The sequence below is a fragment of the Pelomonas nitida genome (assembly GCF_043555975.1).
Classification (GTDB): domain Bacteria; phylum Pseudomonadota; class Gammaproteobacteria; order Burkholderiales; family Burkholderiaceae_C; genus Pelomonas; species Pelomonas nitida.
The window spans coordinates 38127-54452 of record NZ_JBIGIA010000009.1; the positions used below are offsets into that span (position 1 = coordinate 38127).

Consider the following 16326-nt stretch of genomic DNA (forward strand, 5'->3'; position numbering starts at 1 on the left):
GCGGTTCCTTGATGCGGATCAATCCGCCCGTTCCCAGGCCACGGCGAAGAAGCCGTCCGTCGCGTGCCGGTGCGGCCACAGCCGCAGCGCGCCGTTGTCGACGAGGCCGTCGGCCCCGCTCACCTGAGCCTTGGCGAGCGCATCGGCGGCATCCAGGCGCTTGAAAGCCGGGTGCGCGGCGCAGAACTCATCGGCGATGACCTCGTTCTCGGCGTCCAGCAGGCTGCAGGTCGCATAGACCAGCCGCCCGCCCGGCTTCACCAGGCGCGCCGCACTCGCCAGGATGGCGCGCTGCTTGGCCTGCAGCTCGGCCACGGCCTGCGGCGACTGGCGCCATTTCAGGTCCGGGTTGCGCCGCAGCGTGCCGAGACCCGAGCACGGCGCGTCCACCAGCACCCGGTCGATCTTGCCGGCCAGACGCTTGATGCGGTCGTCCCGCTCATGCGCGATCTGCGCCGGGTAGACGTTGGACAGCCCGCTGCGCGCCAGCCGCGGCTTGAGGGCGTCGAGCCGGTGGCCCGACACATCAAAGGCATAGAGCCGCCCGGTGTTGCGCATGGCCGCACCCAGCGCCAGCGTCTTGCCACCGGCGCCGGCGCAGAAGTCGACCACCATCTCGCCGCGCTTGGGCGCGAGCAGCAGGGCCAGCAACTGGCTGCCTTCGTCCTGCACCTCGACGCCGCCCTGGGTGAACAGCTCGAGCTTGTTCAGCGCCGGCTTGCCCTCGATGCGCAGGCCGATCGGCGAGTACGGCGTGGGCGCCGCGTCGATACCCGCCGCCGTCAGCTGCGCCTGCGCCTCCTCGCGCTTGAGCTTGAGGGTGTTGACGCGCAGGTCCAGCGGCGCCGGCTCGTTCAGCGCCGCCGCGAGCTGCCAGAACTCCTGCTCGCCCAGCTTCGCCAACAGCGACTCGGCCAGCCAGTCGGGCAGGTTGTGGCGCAGCCGGGGCTGCAGGCTGTCCGGCGAGATCGCCTGCACCTGCGCCAGCCACTGCTTCTCCACCGGGCTGAGCGCGGCGCCGAGGAAGCTGTCGCTGCCGCGCCAGGCGAGGATGGCCAGGCGCCGCGGCATCGGGCCGCTGCCGCTCTGGGCCAGGTTCTGGAACTTCAGCCGTTCACGCAGCAGCGCATAGACGGTTTCGGCCAGGCTGGCGCGTTCGCGCTGGCCGAGGTTCTTGTGTTGACGGAAGAAGGCCGAAACGGTGGCGTCGGCGGGCGCGTCGAGCTTGTTGACGGCGGACACCAGTTCCGCGCAGAGCTCCAGCAGGGCATTAGGATGCATCGCCGCATTATCCCAAGGCCCTCCGCCCGCCTCGCATGAATCTGCTGACGCAGTTGCGCCTGCGCCCCCGGCTGCTGACCGCCCTGCTCGTGGGCATCGCGATGGCCAGCGCCTGGCCCGGCCCGCTGTCCGTCGTCACCCGCGCGCTGCTGGGCTGGAACCTGGTGATCTGGATCTACCTGCCGCTGGTGCTGTGGATGATGCTCGGGCGCGGCGACCGCATCGACGTGCAGCAGCGGGCGCGCGACCTGGCCGAAGGCATTCCCGCCATGCTGTTGCTGGCCGTGCTCGGGGCACTGGCGAGCATGGCCGCCATCACGCTGGAGTTGCAGGCCGCCAAGCAGTCGCACGACACCCGCTACGTCGCGCTCGCGCTGGCCACGGTGGCGGGCTCCTGGCTGCTGTTGCCGGTTGAGTTCGGCCTGGCCTACGCCAGCCTCTACCACCGCCGCGGCCAGAAGGCGCACGGCCTGGAGTTCCCCGGCGACGACGGGCCGCCCGACTACGGCGACTTCCTGTACTTCTCGATGACGGTGGCCGCCACGTCGCAGACCTCCGACATCACCGTGAGCTCGCGCCCCATGCGCCGCCTCGTGCTGCTGCAGGCGCTGCTGTCCTTCGTGTTCAATACGGGCGTGCTGGCCCTGTCGATCAACATCCTCGCCGGCTTGCTCAGCTGACGAACAGTTGCTGCGGCGCCCCGTCGCGGTGGCGCACGACCTCGCCCTCCCACACCAGCGCGCCTTCGACGAACCAGCGCACCGACTGCGGATAGATGCGGTGCTCCGCGCCCAGCACACGAGCCCCGAGCGCCTTGGCGTCGTCGCCCGGCAGCACCGGCACGGCGGCCTGCATGACGATGGCGCCATGGTCGAGCTCGGCCGTCACGAAGTGCACCGTCACACCGGCCAGCTTGCAGCCCATCTCGATCGCACGCTCGTGCGTGTGCAGCCCCGTGAAGGCCGGCAGCAGCGACGGATGGATGTTGAGCATGCGGCGCGCATAGCGGGCCGTGAAGCCCGGCGTGAGGATGCGCATGAAGCCCGCGAGCACGACCAGGTCCGGCGCGAAGCCGTCGATGGCCTGCGCCAGCGCCGCATCGAACGCCTCGCGGCTGTCGAACGCCTTGTGATCGACGACCGCGGTGGCGATGCCATGCTGCGCCGCAAAGGCCAGGCCGGCCGCGTCGGGCCGGTTGCTGATGACGGCCGCCACTTCGGCGGGCCAGCCTTCAGCGCTGCAGGCCTTGACGATGGCCTCCATGTTGGAGCCCCGCCCCGAAATCAGAATCACCAGTCGCTTCATCGCCGCGCCGCCCCAAGATGAAAAACGCTCTCTCGGGAGGCGGTGGCCACATGAAGCGTGGGCGCGTGGGGGTCATGTGTCATGGGGCGGCAGTGTAGGCCGGCCGTCCCTGACGACCGGCAGGACAAGGGCCATGAACGACAATCCGCGCCCCATGTCGACACCCGTCCTCACACGCCCGCGCGTGCTCTCCGGCATGCGCCCCACCGGCGCACTGCACCTCGGCCACTTCCACGGCGCCCTCAAGAACTGGGTAAGCCTGCAGCACAGCCACGACTGCTTCTTCTTCGTCGCCGACTGGCATGCCCTGACCACGCAGCGCCCCAGTGGCGAGACGCTGAGCCACCACGTCTACGAGATGGTCACCGACTGGCTGGCCGCCGGCGTCGACCCCGAGCGCTGCACGCTCTTCCTGCAAAGCCGCATGCCCGAGCACGCCGAGCTGTTCACGCTGCTGGCCATGTGCACGCCGTCGAGCTGGCTGGCGCGCATGCCGAGCTACAAGGAGCAGATCGCCGCCGACCCCGAGCTCGCCAGCTACGGCTTTCTCGGCTATCCGCTGCTGCAGGCCGCCGACATCCTCATGTACAAGCCCGCCGGCGTGCCCGTGGGCGAAGACCAGGCCGCGCATGTGGAAGTCACACGCGAGGTCGCGCGGCGCTTCAACCGTCTGTACGCCGCCGAGTCGCCGGTCTTCGTCGAACCCCAGGCACTGCTGACCGAAACCGCCCGCGTGCCCGGCCTGGACGGTCAGAAGATGAGCAAGAGCCTGGACAACGCCATCGCGATGCGCGATGCACCCGAGGCCACGGCCGCCAAGATCCGCACCATGCCCACCGATCCGCAGCGTGTGCGCCGCACCGACGCTGGCGAGCCGGCCCGCTGCCCCGTCTGGCCGCTACACCAGATCTACAGCGACACCGCCACCCGGGCCGCCTGCGAGACCGGCTGCCGCACGGCGAGCATCGGCTGCCTCGACTGCAAGCAGCCGCTCATCGAGGCCATCCAGCGCGAACAGGCCCCGTGGCGCGAGCGCGCCGCAGCGCTGGACCCGCAGCAGGTGAAGTGGACGCTGGAGCTCGGCACCGAGCGCGCCCGCGCCGTCGCCCGCAAGACGCTGCGCGAAGTACGCGATGTGATGGGGCTGGTCGCTTGAGCCGCCTGCACGTCACGGACATCGAGGCCGCCATCAACTGGTGGCGCGAGCGCACCCCCTCGCCGGACGGCATCACCGCCGCGCAGGAAGTTCGTGCGCTCGCCGAGGCTTACGCGCAGTTCGCCTGGTCTCACGCCACCGAGCTGGACGCTGCCGTGCTGAACGACGACGCGCTGGACGCCTGGTTCGCCTGGTACTCGACGACCGCGGACTCGCCCTGCATCGCCATCTGCTCCACGGCCCAGGGCGACCCCGTCTGCAAGGGCTGTGGCCGCAGCTTCGACGAAGTGCAGCACTGGCCCAGCCTGGACCCGTTCGAGAAACGCCTCGTCTGGCACCGCATCACACAGGACGGCACCGCCTGGCGCTTCAACCGCTACGCGGAACGAGCCGGCCGATGACGCCGGCCGACCACGGCGTTACCGCCGCATCCACCGCCCGCGAGGCCGGTGCGCCGCGCATCCGCTTTGTCGACAGCGTGCGGCGACTGCTCCCGCAGGCCTGGCCGGTCCTCGTCGGCCAGCTCGCCGTCATGATGTTCAGCACCGTGGACACACTGGTGATGGGCCGCGTCGGCGCCCAGGATCTGGCCGCGCTCGCCGTGGGCGCCGCCGCCTACGTCTCCGTGTTCGTGGGGCTCATGGGCATCGTGCTCGCGGTCGGGCCCATCGCCGGCCGCCAGTTCGGCGCCGGCGACCTGCCCGGCTCCGGCCAGACCTTCGTGCAGGCGCAATGGCTGGCACTGCTGCTGTGCGTGCCGGGTCTGGCGGTGCTGTGCTTCCCCGAGCCCTTCATCTGGCTCGCCAAGCTCGACGCGACACAGGCCGCCAAGGTGCGCGCCTACACCCAGGCCGAAGCGCTGGCATTGCCGGCCGCGCTGCTGTTCGCCGCGTTCCGTGGGTTCTCGACCGCCGTGAGCCGACCCAAGGCCGTCATGGCCATGCAGCTGACCGGCCTGGCCGCCAAGGTGCCGCTGACCGTGCTGCTGGTGTTCGGCTGGGGGCCCATCCCGTCGCTCGGTGTGGCGGGCTGCGGCTTTGCCACCGCCATCGCGATGACGGCCCAACTGCTGGCCGCGCAATGGCTGCTGCGGCACGACACCTTCTACCAGCCCTTCAGCATCCCGCACCTGTGGCGCACCCGGCCGCAGCTGCCCGATCTGCGCCAGCTCGTGAAGCTGGGCCTGCCGATGGGTGGCTCCATCCTCGTGGAGGTGACGGGCTTCACCTTCATGGCCTTCTTCATCGCGCGGCTGGGGGCGACACCCGTGGCCGGCCACCAGATCGCCGTCAATCTCGTCGCGATGATGTTCATGACGGCCCTGGCACTGGGCACCGCGGCCGGCACGCTGGTCGCGCAGCACCTGGGTGCGGGGCAGAAGCGCGAAGCCCGCATCACGGGCCGGCACGCGATGACGCTGGCCTCGCTGGTGGCAGCCGGGCTCGGCGCCATCGTCGCGCTGGCGCGCGAACCCATCGTCGCGCTCTACACCGACAACCCCGAGGCCACTGCTGCGGCACTGCCGCTGCTGGTCTGGGTGTGGTTCTTCCACCTCGGCGACGCCTTGCAGACCGTCGCCGCCTATGTGCTGCGCGCCTACCAGGTGGCCACGCTGCCCATGGTCATCTATGTCGTCGCGCTATGGGGCGTGGGCATCGGCGGTGGCTATGCGCTGGCCTTCGGCCCTCACGCGGGTGGGGCCGAGGGCTTTTGGCAGGCCGCCACCGCCGGGCTGCTGACCGCCGCGCTGCTGTTGAGCCTGCTGCTGCGGCAGGTCTTCAACGAGAACCGGCAGGATGCGCCGCAGGCAGGAAGAGGATGAAACGGCTGCCGCCGCCATCGCGCGGCAGGCAGCGCACGTTGCCACCGTGCCGCTCGGCGATCTGCTTGACGAGGCTGAGCCCCAGGCCCACGCCACCCGCAATCTCGGCATGGCCGGGCAGGCGGTAGAAGGGCTCGAAGATCCGCTCACGAAGCTCCTCCGGCACGCCGGGGCCACGGTCGGCCACGACGAACTCGAAGCCGCCCGGCACCGTCTGCAGGGACAGCCCCACCTCGGGGCCACCATAGCGCCGTGCGTTGTCCAGCAGGTTGCGCAGCGCGCGGCGCAGCAGACGCTCCTGCCCGTCGACCCGCGCGTGGTCGGTCTCCGGCTCGAAGTTGACCCCGGCATGGGCAGCCTCCTCGGCACCCAGCGCCAGCAGCTCGACCGGGTGGGTCTCGCCAACGGAGCTGCCCGCCTCCAGCCGGCTCGCCAGCAGAACTTCCTCGACAAGAGCGTCCAGTTCGCCGATGTTCACGTCGATCTCGCGCCCCAGCCGCTCACGTTGCGCGGGCGCTGCGTCTTCCAGCATCGCGAAAGCCATCTTCAGCCGCGCCAATGGCGACCGGAGTTCGTGGCTGGCATTGGCCAGCAAGGTCTGATGCGAGCGCAGCAAGGTCTCGATGCGCTCGGCCGCCTGGTTGAAACTCGTCGCCACCGCTGCCACCTCATCCCGCCCACTGTCATCGACGCGGTGATGCAACTGGCCAGCACCGAACTTCTCCACGCCGCGCTTGAGCGCCTCCAGACGCCGCGTCAGCCGCCGCACGACCGGGTAGGCCCCGGCGGCCACGCCGACGAACAGCAGCAACATGACGATGGCCAACGTCGACACCGCCGGCGCGCCGGGCGACACCGGGCGGTGCAGCCAGGGGCCATTCCACGGGCCATCCTCCTGGCGCGGGCGAAGTTCGGACGCCGGTGCGGCCAGCGGCACCGACACCGGCCCCTCGCCGCGGCCAAACGGCGGGCGCCCGTCCTGGCCGGCCGCCGACGCCCCCGGCCCTTGGGGCGCGTTGGGTGGGCGCATGCTGCGCACCGTCTCCAGGCTGCGGCCGTCGCCCAGGGGAGCACTGACGACCACGCTGCCGGGGTCATCGACACGCCGCAGGAACAGCGGCGTCGTCGCGATGAGCTTGCCGTCCGGCCCCTCCAGGGCCACCGGCATGCGCAAGCGCCCACCCCAATCCTCGAAGGCCTCGGCCTGCGCCTTGCGTGGTGAGGTGACCGGCGGCAGGGCCAGCTTGAGCAATGCGGCCAGCGCGTTCAGCCGCTCGCCGGCCGACTGCTCGGCATTGCCCCGCTCCTGCTCGATGTGGCGCTGGAACAGCCAGGCCGAACCAAAGGCAAACGCCAGCAACAGCGCCACCAGCGTCAGGTAGATGCGGACGTAGAGGGTTTTCAAGCCGGGCACTTCATGCGGCGTCGGCGTCAGCGTCCTGCTTGCGGGCGAACACGTAGCCCGCCCCGCGCACGGTCAACACGCGGCGCGGATTCTTGGCATCGTCCTCGATGACGGCGCGGATGCGCGAGATGTGCACGTCGATGGAGCGATCGAAGGCCTCCAGCGGATGGCCCTTGAGCGCGTCCATGATCTGGTCACGGCTCAGCACGCGGCCCGGGCTCTGCGCCAGCACGACGAGCAGGTCGAACTGGTGGCTGGTCAGGTCGCAGATCTTGCCGTCCAGGCGCGCCACACGGGCCGCGAGGTCGATCTCCAGCCGGCCGAAGCGCAGCACCTCGTCGCCGTCGAGCTTGGGCTCCAGCCGGCGCAGCAAAGCCTTGATGCGGGCCTGCAATTCGCGCGGCTCGAAGGGCTTGCCGAGGTAGTCGTCGGCACCCAGCTCCAGCCCGAGGATGCGGTCCATCGGCTCGCCACGGGCCGACAGCATCAGCACCGGCTGGTGGCGCCAGCGCGGGTCACCACGCAGCGAGCGGCAGAAATCCAGCCCGTCACCGTCCGGCAGCATCAGGTCCAGCACCAGCAGCTCGAAGCGGCCATGGGCGAGCGCCTCGCGCGCCTGCGCGAGGTTGCCCGCGGTGCTGACCTCGAAGCCAGCAGCGCGCAGATAGTCGCCCACCATGCCGGTCAGGCGGGCGTCGTCGTCAATCAACAGCAGTCGAGCACTCATCACGGGAGCCAGCGAAGTGAACGGGGACCGGCGCGCGTCGGCGCCGGAGGATCGGGGCTCTAGCATCGCAGAACTCCTCCGGCAGACCAATCAACCCGGGCGGTGCGCGGCGGCACGAGCCTGGCGCTTCTTGGCGACCTCAGCGATCTTGGCACGCTGCTCGGGGGTGAGCACGCGGGCAGCATCGATGCTCGCCTGGGTCATGCGCTTGGAGGCGGCCTCTTGCTGCGCGCTGATCTGCGACCGCACCGACTCGATGGCAGCGGCGTCGATGTTGTTCGCCGTGAAGAGCGTCGCGAGCTGTTCGTGCAGCTTGCGGCCGGCTTCGCGCTGGCCCTTCAGGTCTTCATGCGCGGCCTTGAAGATCGCGTCGATCTGGCTGCGCTGAGCATCCGTCGCACTGACGAGATCCAGTGCGTGGTCCAGGTGGCCACCGAACAGGCCGGCGGGCGGCGGGCCACCGTGCGGGCCACCATGACGACCGGGGCCGGGTTGTGCGTGAGCCGCCACGCCACCGAGGGCCAGGGCAGCGACCACGGCGCCGGTGCGCAGCAGGGTCTGGAGCTGGAAGGTCTTCATCAAAGGTCTCCTGGAAGAAGCGTCAGTGAAGGCATCTTCCAAGCCCCCTGTATGGGATCTTTGGTGGCGGCGTAAAGAACTGTGAAAACCCAAAAACGCTGATTTCCAGGCGTGACCAGGTGCGGGCATTCCCGTGGAAAACCCGCACCCGAGAGGCGCCGGCGCGCTCTGGTGGCGTTTACTTGATGGGCTTGAAGCGCATGCGCTTCGGGCGCGCGCCTTCCTCGCCCAGGCGCTTCTTCTTGTCGGCCTCGTACTCGTGGAAGTTGCCGTCGAAGAAGAACCACTGCGAGTCGCCCTCGCAGGCCAGGATGTGCGTGCAGATGCGGTCCAGGAACCAGCGGTCGTGGCTGATGACCATGGCCGAGCCGGCAAACTCCAGCAAGGCTTCTTCCAGCGCGCGCAGCGTTTCGACGTCGAGGTCGTTGGACGGTTCGTCCAGCATCAGCACGTTGCCGCCCTGGGCCAGCGTCTTGGCCAGGTGCAGGCGACCGCGCTCACCGCCGGACAGCGAGCCCACCAGCTTCTGCTGGTCATTGCCCTTGAAGTTAAAGCGGCCCAGATACGCACGGCTGGGCATGACGAACTTGCCGACGACGATGTTGTCGAGACCGCCGGAGACGTCTTCCCACACGGTCTTGCTGCCGTCGAGGCTGGCGCGGCTCTGGTCCACGAAAGCCAGCTTGGCGGTCTTGCCGATCTTGACGGTGCCCGAATCGGGCTGCTCCACGCCCTGGATCATGCGGAACAGCGTGGACTTACCCGCGCCGTTGGGGCCGATGATGCCGACGATGGCGCCGGCCGGCACCTTGAACGACAGGTTATCGATCAGCACGCGGTCGCCGAAGCTCTTGGAGACGCCTTCGAACTCGATGACTTCATTGCCCAGGCGGTCCGCCACGGGGATGAAGATCTCGTTGGTCTCGTTGCGCTTCTGGTATTCGACGTCGCTCAGCTCCTCGAAGCGGGCCAGACGCGCCTTGCTCTTGGCCTGGCGGCCCTTGGCATTGGAGCGCACCCACTTCAGTTCTTCCTTCATCGCCTTGGCGCGCGCGTCTTCGCTCTTCTGCTCCTGCTCCAGGCGGCGTTCCTTCTGGTCCAGCCAGTCGGAGTAGTTGCCCTTCCACGGAATGCCGTGGCCGCGGTCGAGTTCGAGAATCCACTCAGCGGCGTTGTCGAGGAAGTAGCGATCGTGGGTGATGGCCACGACGGTGCCGGGGAAGCGCTGCAGGAACTGCTCCAGCCACTCGACGGATTCGGCGTCCAAGTGGTTGGTGGGTTCGTCCAGCAGCAGCATGTCGGGCTTGGACAGCAGCAGGCGGCACAGCGCCACGCGGCGCTTCTCACCGCCCGACAGCACGCCGATGACGGCATCCCACGGCGGCAGGTTCAGCGCGTCGGCGGCCAGTTCCAGCTGCAGATCGGTGTTCTCGGAACCGGCGGCGGCGATGATGGCCTCCAGCTCGCCCTGCTCGGCGGCCAGCTTGTCGAAGTCGGCGTCCGGCTCGGCGTAGGCGGCGTACACCTCGTCCAGGCGCTTCTTCGCGGCCAGCACGCCGCCGATGCCCTCTTCCACCGCTTCACGCACGGTCTGGTCGGGGTCCAGCTTGGGCTCCTGCTCCAGGTAGCCGATCTTGATGCCGGGCATGGGCACGGCTTCGCCCTCGATTTCCTTGTCGACGCCGGCCATGATCTTCAGCAGCGTGGACTTGCCGGAGCCGTTCAGGCCCAGCACGCCGATCTTGGCGCCGGGGAAGAAGGACAGCGAGATGTCCTTGAGGATGTGGCGCTTGGGGGGAACCGTCTTGTTGACACGGTTCATCGAAAAGACGTACTGGGCCATGCCTGGGTCTCCGATCGAATGAAATGAGGGCGGATGCCTCGGCCATGCACGGCTGAGGGCAGATCCTGGGGGGCTGAAATAGCGGCAGGCCCGACGGGGCGGGCCTGCGATGCCGCTATTGTCGCCGCAATGCCAACCGGGCGATTCGACGGCTTGCGGATCGCCTCGGGCCGACCTCGCTAGAATGCATCCACGCCGCGCATTTCAGTCCTGCGCGGCGTTTTCATTTCTTAGAGCCCCGCACGCGGCCTGGCTTGCCCGAAGACTGGTGACACCGCCCCGGTGTCACGGCGAGCCCCGGTGATTTTCGGCGTGCCCTCCCCTCCATTGGATTCGATGAGTTTCGACACCCTCGGCCTTGCCGCACCGCTGCTCAAGGCCATCGCCGACGCTGGCTACACCTCCCCCACCCCCATCCAGGCCCAGGCCATTCCCGCCGTCTTGAAGGGCGGCGACCTGATGGCCGGCGCCCAGACCGGCACCGGCAAGACCGCCGGCTTCACGCTGCCCATGCTGCACCGCCTGCAGGCCGGTCAGCGCACACTGGACAAGCGCGGCCGCCCGGCCGTGCGCGCCCTGGTGCTGACGCCCACCCGCGAACTGGCCGCCCAGGTCGAGGAAAGCGTGCAGACCTACGGCAAATACCTGCCCCAGCTCAAGAGCATGGTCATGTTCGGCGGTGTCGGCATGCAGCCGCAGATCAACAAGCTGCGTGACGGCGTGGACATCCTCGTCGCCACGCCCGGCCGCCTGCTGGACCACGCCGGCCTGGGCAACCTCGACCTCTCCAAGGTCGAGATCCTGGTGCTGGACGAAGCCGACCGCATGCTGGACATGGGCTTCATCCACGACATCAAAAAGGTGCTGGCGCTGCTGCCGCAGCAAAAGCAGACGCTGCTGTTCAGCGCCACCTTCAGCGACGAGATCAAGAACCTCGCCGACCGCCTGCTGAACCAGCCGGCGCTGATCGAGGTCGCCCGCCGCAACCAGACCAATGACCAGATCGCGCAGAAGGTCCACCCCGTGGGCCGCGAGCGCAAGAAGGAACTGCTGGTGCACCTCATCAAGGGTGGCGACTGGCACCAGGTGCTGGTCTTCACGCGCATGAAGCACGGCGCCAACCGCCTAACCGACTACCTGAACGACAACGGCATTAGCGCGATGGCCATCCACGGCAACAAGAGCCAGGGCGCGCGCACCAAGGCGCTGGCCGACTTCAAGTCGGGCGACCTGACCTGCCTGGTGGCCACCGACATCGCCGCCCGCGGCATCGACATCGACCAGTTGCCCCACGTCGTCAACTTCGAGCTGCCCAACGTGCCGGAGGACTACGTCCACCGCATCGGCCGCACCGGCCGCGCGGGCGCGCAAGGCGAGGCCGTCAGCCTCGTCTGCGTGGACGAGAACGGCTTCCTGCGCGACATCGAGAAGCTCATCAAGCGCGAGATCCCGAAGGAAATCGTGCCCGGCTTCGCGCCGGACCCGAACGAGAAGGCCGAGCCCATCGTGCTGGGCCGCACCATCCTGAACCCCAACGGCAGCCGGGGCCGCAACCCCAACCCGCCCGCGGGCGCCAACGGCCGCGGTGGCCGGGGCGGCCAGGGCGGCGGCGGCCGGGGCGGTGACAACCGCGGCGGCCAGCGCGACGGCGGCCGCCCGGCCGGCAGCGGCAAGCCGCAAGGCCACACCGGGCACGGTGGCGCCAAGCCGCAGGCCCACGCCGGGCATGGTGGCGCCAAACCCGCGGCCCACACGGGCCACGGCGGTGCCCGCACGGCGCCGAAGCCGCAAGGCCAGGCCAACCGCGACGGCGGTAATGCGCGCGCCGGCAACGGCCCACGGCTGACCCAGCCCAAGCGCTGACCGCAGCGCACCGGCCCCGTTTTAGCCGCTCACGGCCTGCCCTTCACGGGGCAGGCCGTTTTGTTTGGCCCCAGCTGCTCTAATGCCGCGCCATGGCCCGCTCCCCAATAGACAATTCGCTCAAGTTCACGCTGCCCGACGGCACCGTTATCTCCGCCGAGGACATGCTCCGCAAGGCCCGCGAACTGCGGCAGGCCGGCAAGCACACGGCGCCCCCTGCTGCCGCGCCGGCACTGCCGCCACAGGATCTGCAACACCTGCTCGACGCGTTGCTGCTGCTGGGCGGCCCCGCCAGCATCACCTCGGTGATGCAATGGCTGTCGCTGACCGGCCATGAGCGCAGCGACGGCGGCCGCTTCGACCAGACCAGCGTGCGCGACGGCCTGCAGACGCTCGTGGCCCAGGGCCGCGCCGAGAACCAGCTGGGCAGGGGCACGCTGGCGCGGCTCGACATCGACGAGAACGGCGAACGCTTCCAGGCCTTGCTCGAAGCGCCCGATGCCAAGGATCACTGGCGTCGGCGACTGTGGATGCTCGGCGGGAGCCGCGGCGACTGGCGCGACCCCATCGGCTGGGTGAGCTTTCGCAACACGGACGACATGCTGTCGGCGCTGCGACTGATGATCTATTCGGGCATGGCGGCCGACGAGTTCCATGAGCACCTGCACCGGCTGCCCGAGCTGCTCGAGCCGGAACTGCACGCCCGCGCGGTGCTCACGCCGTGGCGCCCGGGCCTGCTGGCGCGCATCGCCCCGGGGCTGCGCGACGGCCTGCTCGGCCAGTTGCTGGACTGGCTGCGCATCGACTCCAGCGTTCGCGCCGAGCTGCGCGCCTGGCTGCGCGACACGCCCGGCCCGCTCGACATCCCGCTGCGGGCACGGCTGGCCGAGGCCGACCTGCTGGCCCTCGACCTGGACGGCGCCGAGCGCTACCTGAAAGGCCTCGCCGGCCCCGGCGTCACCCTGCTGGCCGCCACGCGCGCGCTGGTCGCCGGGCGCTGGGCCGAGGCCTGCGCCAGCTTCGAGGCAGCCATCAAGACCATCAACGCCGAAGCGCGCATCCGCCGCGGCGCCCTGTCGCTGGACACCGCGCGCCTGTACCTGCTCGCACTGCTCGCGCAGGAAGACCCCAAGGCCTGGGCCCAGGCACGCAAGTACGCGATTGCCGAGTCCGGCAGCCGCAACCCGACGGCCTACACCGCCTGGGGCCTGTGGGCCCACGGCATCGGCGTGCGGCTGGGCGAAGACAGCTTCCTCGACGCCGCCTTCCAGCCGAACGCGCCGGGCGACGCCGAGCCGGTCGACCGCCTGCTGCTGTGCGCCTGGCTGGGCCGCCCGGCGCCGGGCTGGACGCCCGAGCAGGCGCAGGCCGTGCTGGCCCCACTGCGGCCCCAGCATGGCTTGCTGGCCGAGTATGTCGACGCCGCGCTGCAGCGCCTGCAACTGGGCGGCGCCACGCCCACGCGCATCGTCAGCATGCTCAGCCAGCCCCGGCCGGCCTGGCGCGACGCGCTCGCAGCCATCACGGCGCTGAGCGACGACGGCAAGCCGGCCGCCACCAAGGCCGAGCTGGCCTGGCAGCTCAAGCTCGACGCCGCCGGCCGCGTGCACACGCTGGAGCCGATGGAGATGACCATCGGCGCGCGCGGCGGCGTCAAGTTCAAGGCCGCCTCGCTGGCCAAGCTGAAGAAGCAGGGCGCCCAGCGCAGCCGCGACAACCTCGTGCTGCGCCACATCGAGCGCGACGCCTGGGCCGGCGTGCACGACCTGCGGCTGGACGTCAGCGCGGCGCTGGTGGCGCTGATCGGCCACCCGCACCTGATGCTGGCCGACGCGCCGGGGCAGTGGGTGGAGCTCAGCGAGGGCCTGCCCGAGCTGGAGGTGCGCCGCACCGGCGACGGTGAGGCGGCCGCCTTTGAATTCCACCTGCACCCACCGCTGATCGCCAACAGCGAGCCTTATGCCGGCGCGCTGTTCGGTGCACAGGCCGACGCCGAGCGCGAACGCCGCAACGCCCAGCGCGTCATGCTCGAAGGGCCGGGGCGGGCGCGGCTGATCCGCATCACGCCCACCCAGCGCCGCGTGGCCGAACTCGTGGCGCAGGGCTGGCAGGTGCCGGCCCAGGCCACGGCGGAACTCGGCGCCGCGCTGCAGGTGCTGACCGGCCACTTCCAGCTGCACTCCGACGCCGATGCCGGCCAGCGCGTGGCGGGCGACAGCCGGCTGCACGCGCGGCTCACGCCGCAGGGCGACGGCTTGGCGCTGCTGCTGGTGGCCCAGCCCTTCGGCGACTTCGGCCCCGCCGTCACGCCCGGCGAGGGCCGCGACCGGCTGATGTGCCTGCACGAAGGCGTCAGCCTGACGACCGAGCGCAACCTGGCGCTGGAGGCGCAACACCGCGCCGACGTCATCGCCGCCCTGCCCTTCCTGGACCCCGAGCAGCCGCCCGACCAGCCCTGGCTGCTGGCCGAGGCCGAGGAAGCGCTGGCGGCCGTCGAGCGGCTGCCCACGCTGCCGGGCATCGCCGCACTGGCCTGGCCCAAGGGCAAGCCGGTGCGGGTGCTGCCGCTGGAGGGCGAGGCCGTGCAGATCGCCGTCAGCACCGGGCGCGACTGGCTGGCGCTCAGCGGCGAAGCCCGCGTCGACGAAGGCCGCGTGCTGGGCCTGCAGGAGCTGCTCGCGCTGAGCCGCAGCAGCAAGAGCCGCTTCGTGCGGCTGGCCGAAGGGCATTACCTGGCGCTGTCCGAGCAGTTGCGCCAGCAGCTGCGCGACCTGGACGCCCTCGCGCAGGCCAAGAAGGGCGAGCTGCAGCTGCCCGCCGCCGGCGCCGCCTGGCTGGAGCAGGGCCTGGCCGGCATGCAGCTCAGCGGTGACAAGGCCTGGCGCGCACGGGTGGACCGCCTGAGCGCCGCCGCCGCGCTGCAGCCGCAAGCGCCGAAATCGCTGCGCGCTGAGTTGCGCAGTTACCAGGCCGAAGGCTTTGCATGGATGAGCCGCCTGGCCGCCGCGGGCTTCGGTGCCTGCCTGGCCGACGACATGGGTCTGGGCAAGACCGTGCAGACGCTCGCGCTGCTGAGCGAGCGCAGCGCGCTGGGCGCCGCCCTGGTGCTGGCGCCCACGTCGGTGTGCGGCAACTGGGCGGCCGAGTGCGCCACCTTCGCCCCCGGGCTGAACGTGCAGGTCTATGCCGACGCCGCCGACCGCGCCGCGCTGCTGAAGGCCGCCGGCCCGGGCGACGTCATCGTGGCCAGCTACGCGCTGGCCCAGATCGACGCCGAAGGCTTTGCCGCCCGCAACTGGGCCAGCCTCGTGCTGGACGAAGCCCAGGCGCTGAAGAACGCCGCCACCAAGCGCGCGAAGTCGGTGGCCGAGTTCGACGCCGACTTCCGGCTGGCGCTGTCCGGCACGCCGGTGGAAAACCGGCTGGCGGACCTGTGGTCCATCATGAACCTCGTCAACCCCGGCCTGCTGGGCACGGCGCAACAGTTCAATGAGCGCTTCGCCGGCCCCATCGAGCGCCAGCAGGACGCCGCCACGCGAGCGCGGCTGCGCCGCCTGGTCGCACCCTTCCTGTTGCGGCGCACCAAGACGCAGGTGCTGCAAGACCTGCCCCCGCGCACCGAGATCGTCCACCGCGTGGAGCCGAGCGAGCAGGAGCGCCACTTCCTCGAGGCCCTGCGCCGCGACGCCCGCGCGGCCGTGGCGGCGGCCGCCGCCGACCCCAACCGCGGCGCCCCCATGCAGGTGCTCGCTGAGCTGATGCGGCTGCGCCGCGCGGCCTGCGACCCGCGCCTCGTGTCGCCCGAGTTGGGCCTGGTGGGAGCCAAGATGGCCGAGTTCGAGCGCATCGTGCGCGAACTCGTGGCCGGTGGTCACAAAGCGCTGGTGTTCAGCCAGTTCACGGACTACCTCGACCTGCTGGCCGAGCGCGTCACGCAGATGGGCCTGCCCTTCCAGCGCCTGGACGGCAGCACGCCGCAGGCCGAGCGCACCAAGCGGGCCGCCGCCTTCCAGCGCGGCGAGGGCGAGGTGTTCCTGATCAGCCTGAAGGCAGGCGGTTTCGGCCTGAACCTGACGATGGCCGACTACGTGCTCATCGTCGACCCGTGGTGGAACCCCGCCGCCGAAGACCAGGCCAGCGGCCGCGCCCACCGCATGGGTCAGCAGCGCCCGGTCACCGTCTACCGGCTGGTGACCGCCGGCTCCGTGGAGGAACGCATCATCGAGCTGCACCGCGACAAGCGCGGCCTGGCCGAAGGTATGCTGGAAAGCGACGGCCAGGCCGCACCGCTGGACGCCGCCGCGCTGGCGGCGCTGCTGGAGGACGAGTAGACCGTATTTGGCCT

General features: G+C 70.4%; 12 protein-coding genes. 6 read left to right on the plus strand and 6 right to left on the minus strand.

Going from position 1 to position 16326, the window contains the following annotated elements:
- Nucleotides 1–18: 18 nt before the first annotated feature.
- On the minus strand, nt 19–1281 hold the full coding sequence (locus ACG00X_RS12955; RefSeq protein ID WP_394488598.1) for an RsmB/NOP family class I SAM-dependent RNA methyltransferase: 1263 nt from the start codon (nt 1279–1281) through the stop codon (nt 19–21).
- Between the two features lie 35 nt (nt 1282–1316).
- Here ACG00X_RS12955 and ACG00X_RS12960 point away from each other — a divergent pair, with 35 nt between their 5' ends.
- Nucleotides 1317–1961, plus strand: coding sequence for a DUF1345 domain-containing protein (locus ACG00X_RS12960; RefSeq protein ID WP_394488599.1), 645 nt, complete (start codon nt 1317–1319; stop codon nt 1959–1961).
- Here the strand turns inward: ACG00X_RS12960 and purN are convergent.
- Nucleotides 1954–2586 carry a phosphoribosylglycinamide formyltransferase gene (gene purN / locus ACG00X_RS12965; protein WP_394488600.1) on the minus strand — a complete coding sequence of 211 codons (633 nt, stop codon included), beginning with the start codon at nt 2584–2586 and terminating at the stop codon, nt 1954–1956. The genes ACG00X_RS12960 and purN overlap by 8 nt on opposite strands.
- A gap of 133 nt (nt 2587–2719) precedes the next feature.
- On the opposite strand from purN, the gene trpS reads away from it, so the two are divergent.
- The 3 genes from trpS to ACG00X_RS12980 are packed head-to-tail and all read left to right on the plus strand — an operon-like array spanning nt 2720 to nt 5564.
- Nucleotides 2720–3742: a tryptophan--tRNA ligase gene (gene trpS / locus ACG00X_RS12970; protein WP_394488601.1), complete on the plus strand. Its 1023-nt coding sequence runs from the start codon at nt 2720–2722 to the stop codon at nt 3740–3742.
- Nucleotides 3739–4143, plus strand: a complete 405-nt coding sequence (locus ACG00X_RS12975) for a DUF3717 domain-containing protein (protein ID WP_394488602.1) — start codon at nt 3739–3741, stop codon at nt 4141–4143. Before trpS ends, ACG00X_RS12975 begins: the two co-directional genes overlap by 4 nt.
- Nucleotides 4140–5564, plus strand: coding sequence for an MATE family efflux transporter (locus ACG00X_RS12980; RefSeq protein ID WP_394488603.1), 1425 nt, complete (start codon nt 4140–4142; stop codon nt 5562–5564). Before ACG00X_RS12975 ends, ACG00X_RS12980 begins: the two co-directional genes overlap by 4 nt.
- Here ACG00X_RS12980 and ACG00X_RS12985 read toward each other — a convergent pair.
- The 4 genes from ACG00X_RS12985 to ettA form a co-directional block, all read right to left on the minus strand.
- Nucleotides 5521–6969, minus strand: coding sequence for a HAMP domain-containing sensor histidine kinase (locus ACG00X_RS12985; protein ID WP_394488604.1), 1449 nt, complete (start codon nt 6967–6969; stop codon nt 5521–5523). The two genes, ACG00X_RS12980 and ACG00X_RS12985, sit on opposite strands and share 44 nt — an antisense overlap.
- A 10-nt stretch (nt 6970–6979) precedes the next feature.
- On the minus strand, nt 6980–7696 hold the full coding sequence (locus ACG00X_RS12990) for a response regulator (protein WP_394488605.1): 717 nt from the start codon (nt 7694–7696) through the stop codon (nt 6980–6982).
- Between the two features lie 90 nt (nt 7697–7786).
- Nucleotides 7787–8275: a Spy/CpxP family protein refolding chaperone gene (locus tag ACG00X_RS12995; RefSeq protein ID WP_394488606.1), complete on the minus strand. Its 489-nt coding sequence runs from the start codon at nt 8273–8275 to the stop codon at nt 7787–7789.
- 178 nt (nt 8276–8453) lie between these two features.
- On the minus strand, nt 8454–10118 hold the full coding sequence (gene ettA, locus ACG00X_RS13000) for an energy-dependent translational throttle protein EttA (RefSeq protein WP_394488607.1): 1665 nt from the start codon (nt 10116–10118) through the stop codon (nt 8454–8456).
- A 336-nt stretch (nt 10119–10454) separates the two neighbouring features.
- Between ettA and ACG00X_RS13005 the strand changes: the two genes are divergently transcribed.
- Both ACG00X_RS13005 and ACG00X_RS13010 read left to right on the plus strand, forming a co-directional pair.
- Entirely contained in the window at nt 10455–11981 is a 1527-nt protein-coding gene (locus tag ACG00X_RS13005; RefSeq protein WP_394488608.1) for a DEAD/DEAH box helicase, read from the plus strand.
- A 92-nt stretch (nt 11982–12073) separates the two neighbouring features.
- Nucleotides 12074–16312, plus strand: a complete 4239-nt coding sequence (locus ACG00X_RS13010) for a DEAD/DEAH box helicase (RefSeq protein WP_394488609.1) — start codon at nt 12074–12076, stop codon at nt 16310–16312.
- Nucleotides 16313–16326 lie beyond the last annotated feature (14 nt).

Bases quoted from the DNA above. Each gene is read 5' to 3' on its own strand.
- ACG00X_RS12980 (WP_394488603.1), top strand. From the start codon at position 4,140: ATGACGCCGGCCGACCACGGCGTTACCGCCGCATCCACCGCCCGCGAG.
- ettA (WP_394488607.1), bottom strand. From the start codon at position 10,118: ATGGCCCAGTACGTCTTTTCGATGAACCGTGTCAACAAGACGGTTCCC.
- purN (WP_394488600.1), bottom strand. From the start codon at position 2,586: ATGAAGCGACTGGTGATTCTGATTTCGGGGCGGGGCTCCAACATGGAG.
- ACG00X_RS13005 (WP_394488608.1), top strand. From the start codon at position 10,455: ATGAGTTTCGACACCCTCGGCCTTGCCGCACCGCTGCTCAAGGCCATC.
- ACG00X_RS12955 (WP_394488598.1), bottom strand. From the start codon at position 1,281: ATGCATCCTAATGCCCTGCTGGAGCTCTGCGCGGAACTGGTGTCCGCC.
- ACG00X_RS12960 (WP_394488599.1), top strand. From the start codon at position 1,317: ATGAATCTGCTGACGCAGTTGCGCCTGCGCCCCCGGCTGCTGACCGCC.
- ACG00X_RS12995 (WP_394488606.1), bottom strand. From the start codon at position 8,275: ATGAAGACCTTCCAGCTCCAGACCCTGCTGCGCACCGGCGCCGTGGTC.
- ACG00X_RS13010 (WP_394488609.1), top strand. From the start codon at position 12,074: ATGGCCCGCTCCCCAATAGACAATTCGCTCAAGTTCACGCTGCCCGAC.
- ACG00X_RS12990 (WP_394488605.1), bottom strand. From the start codon at position 7,696: ATGAGTGCTCGACTGCTGTTGATTGACGACGACGCCCGCCTGACCGGC.
- trpS (WP_394488601.1), top strand. From the start codon at position 2,720: ATGAACGACAATCCGCGCCCCATGTCGACACCCGTCCTCACACGCCCG.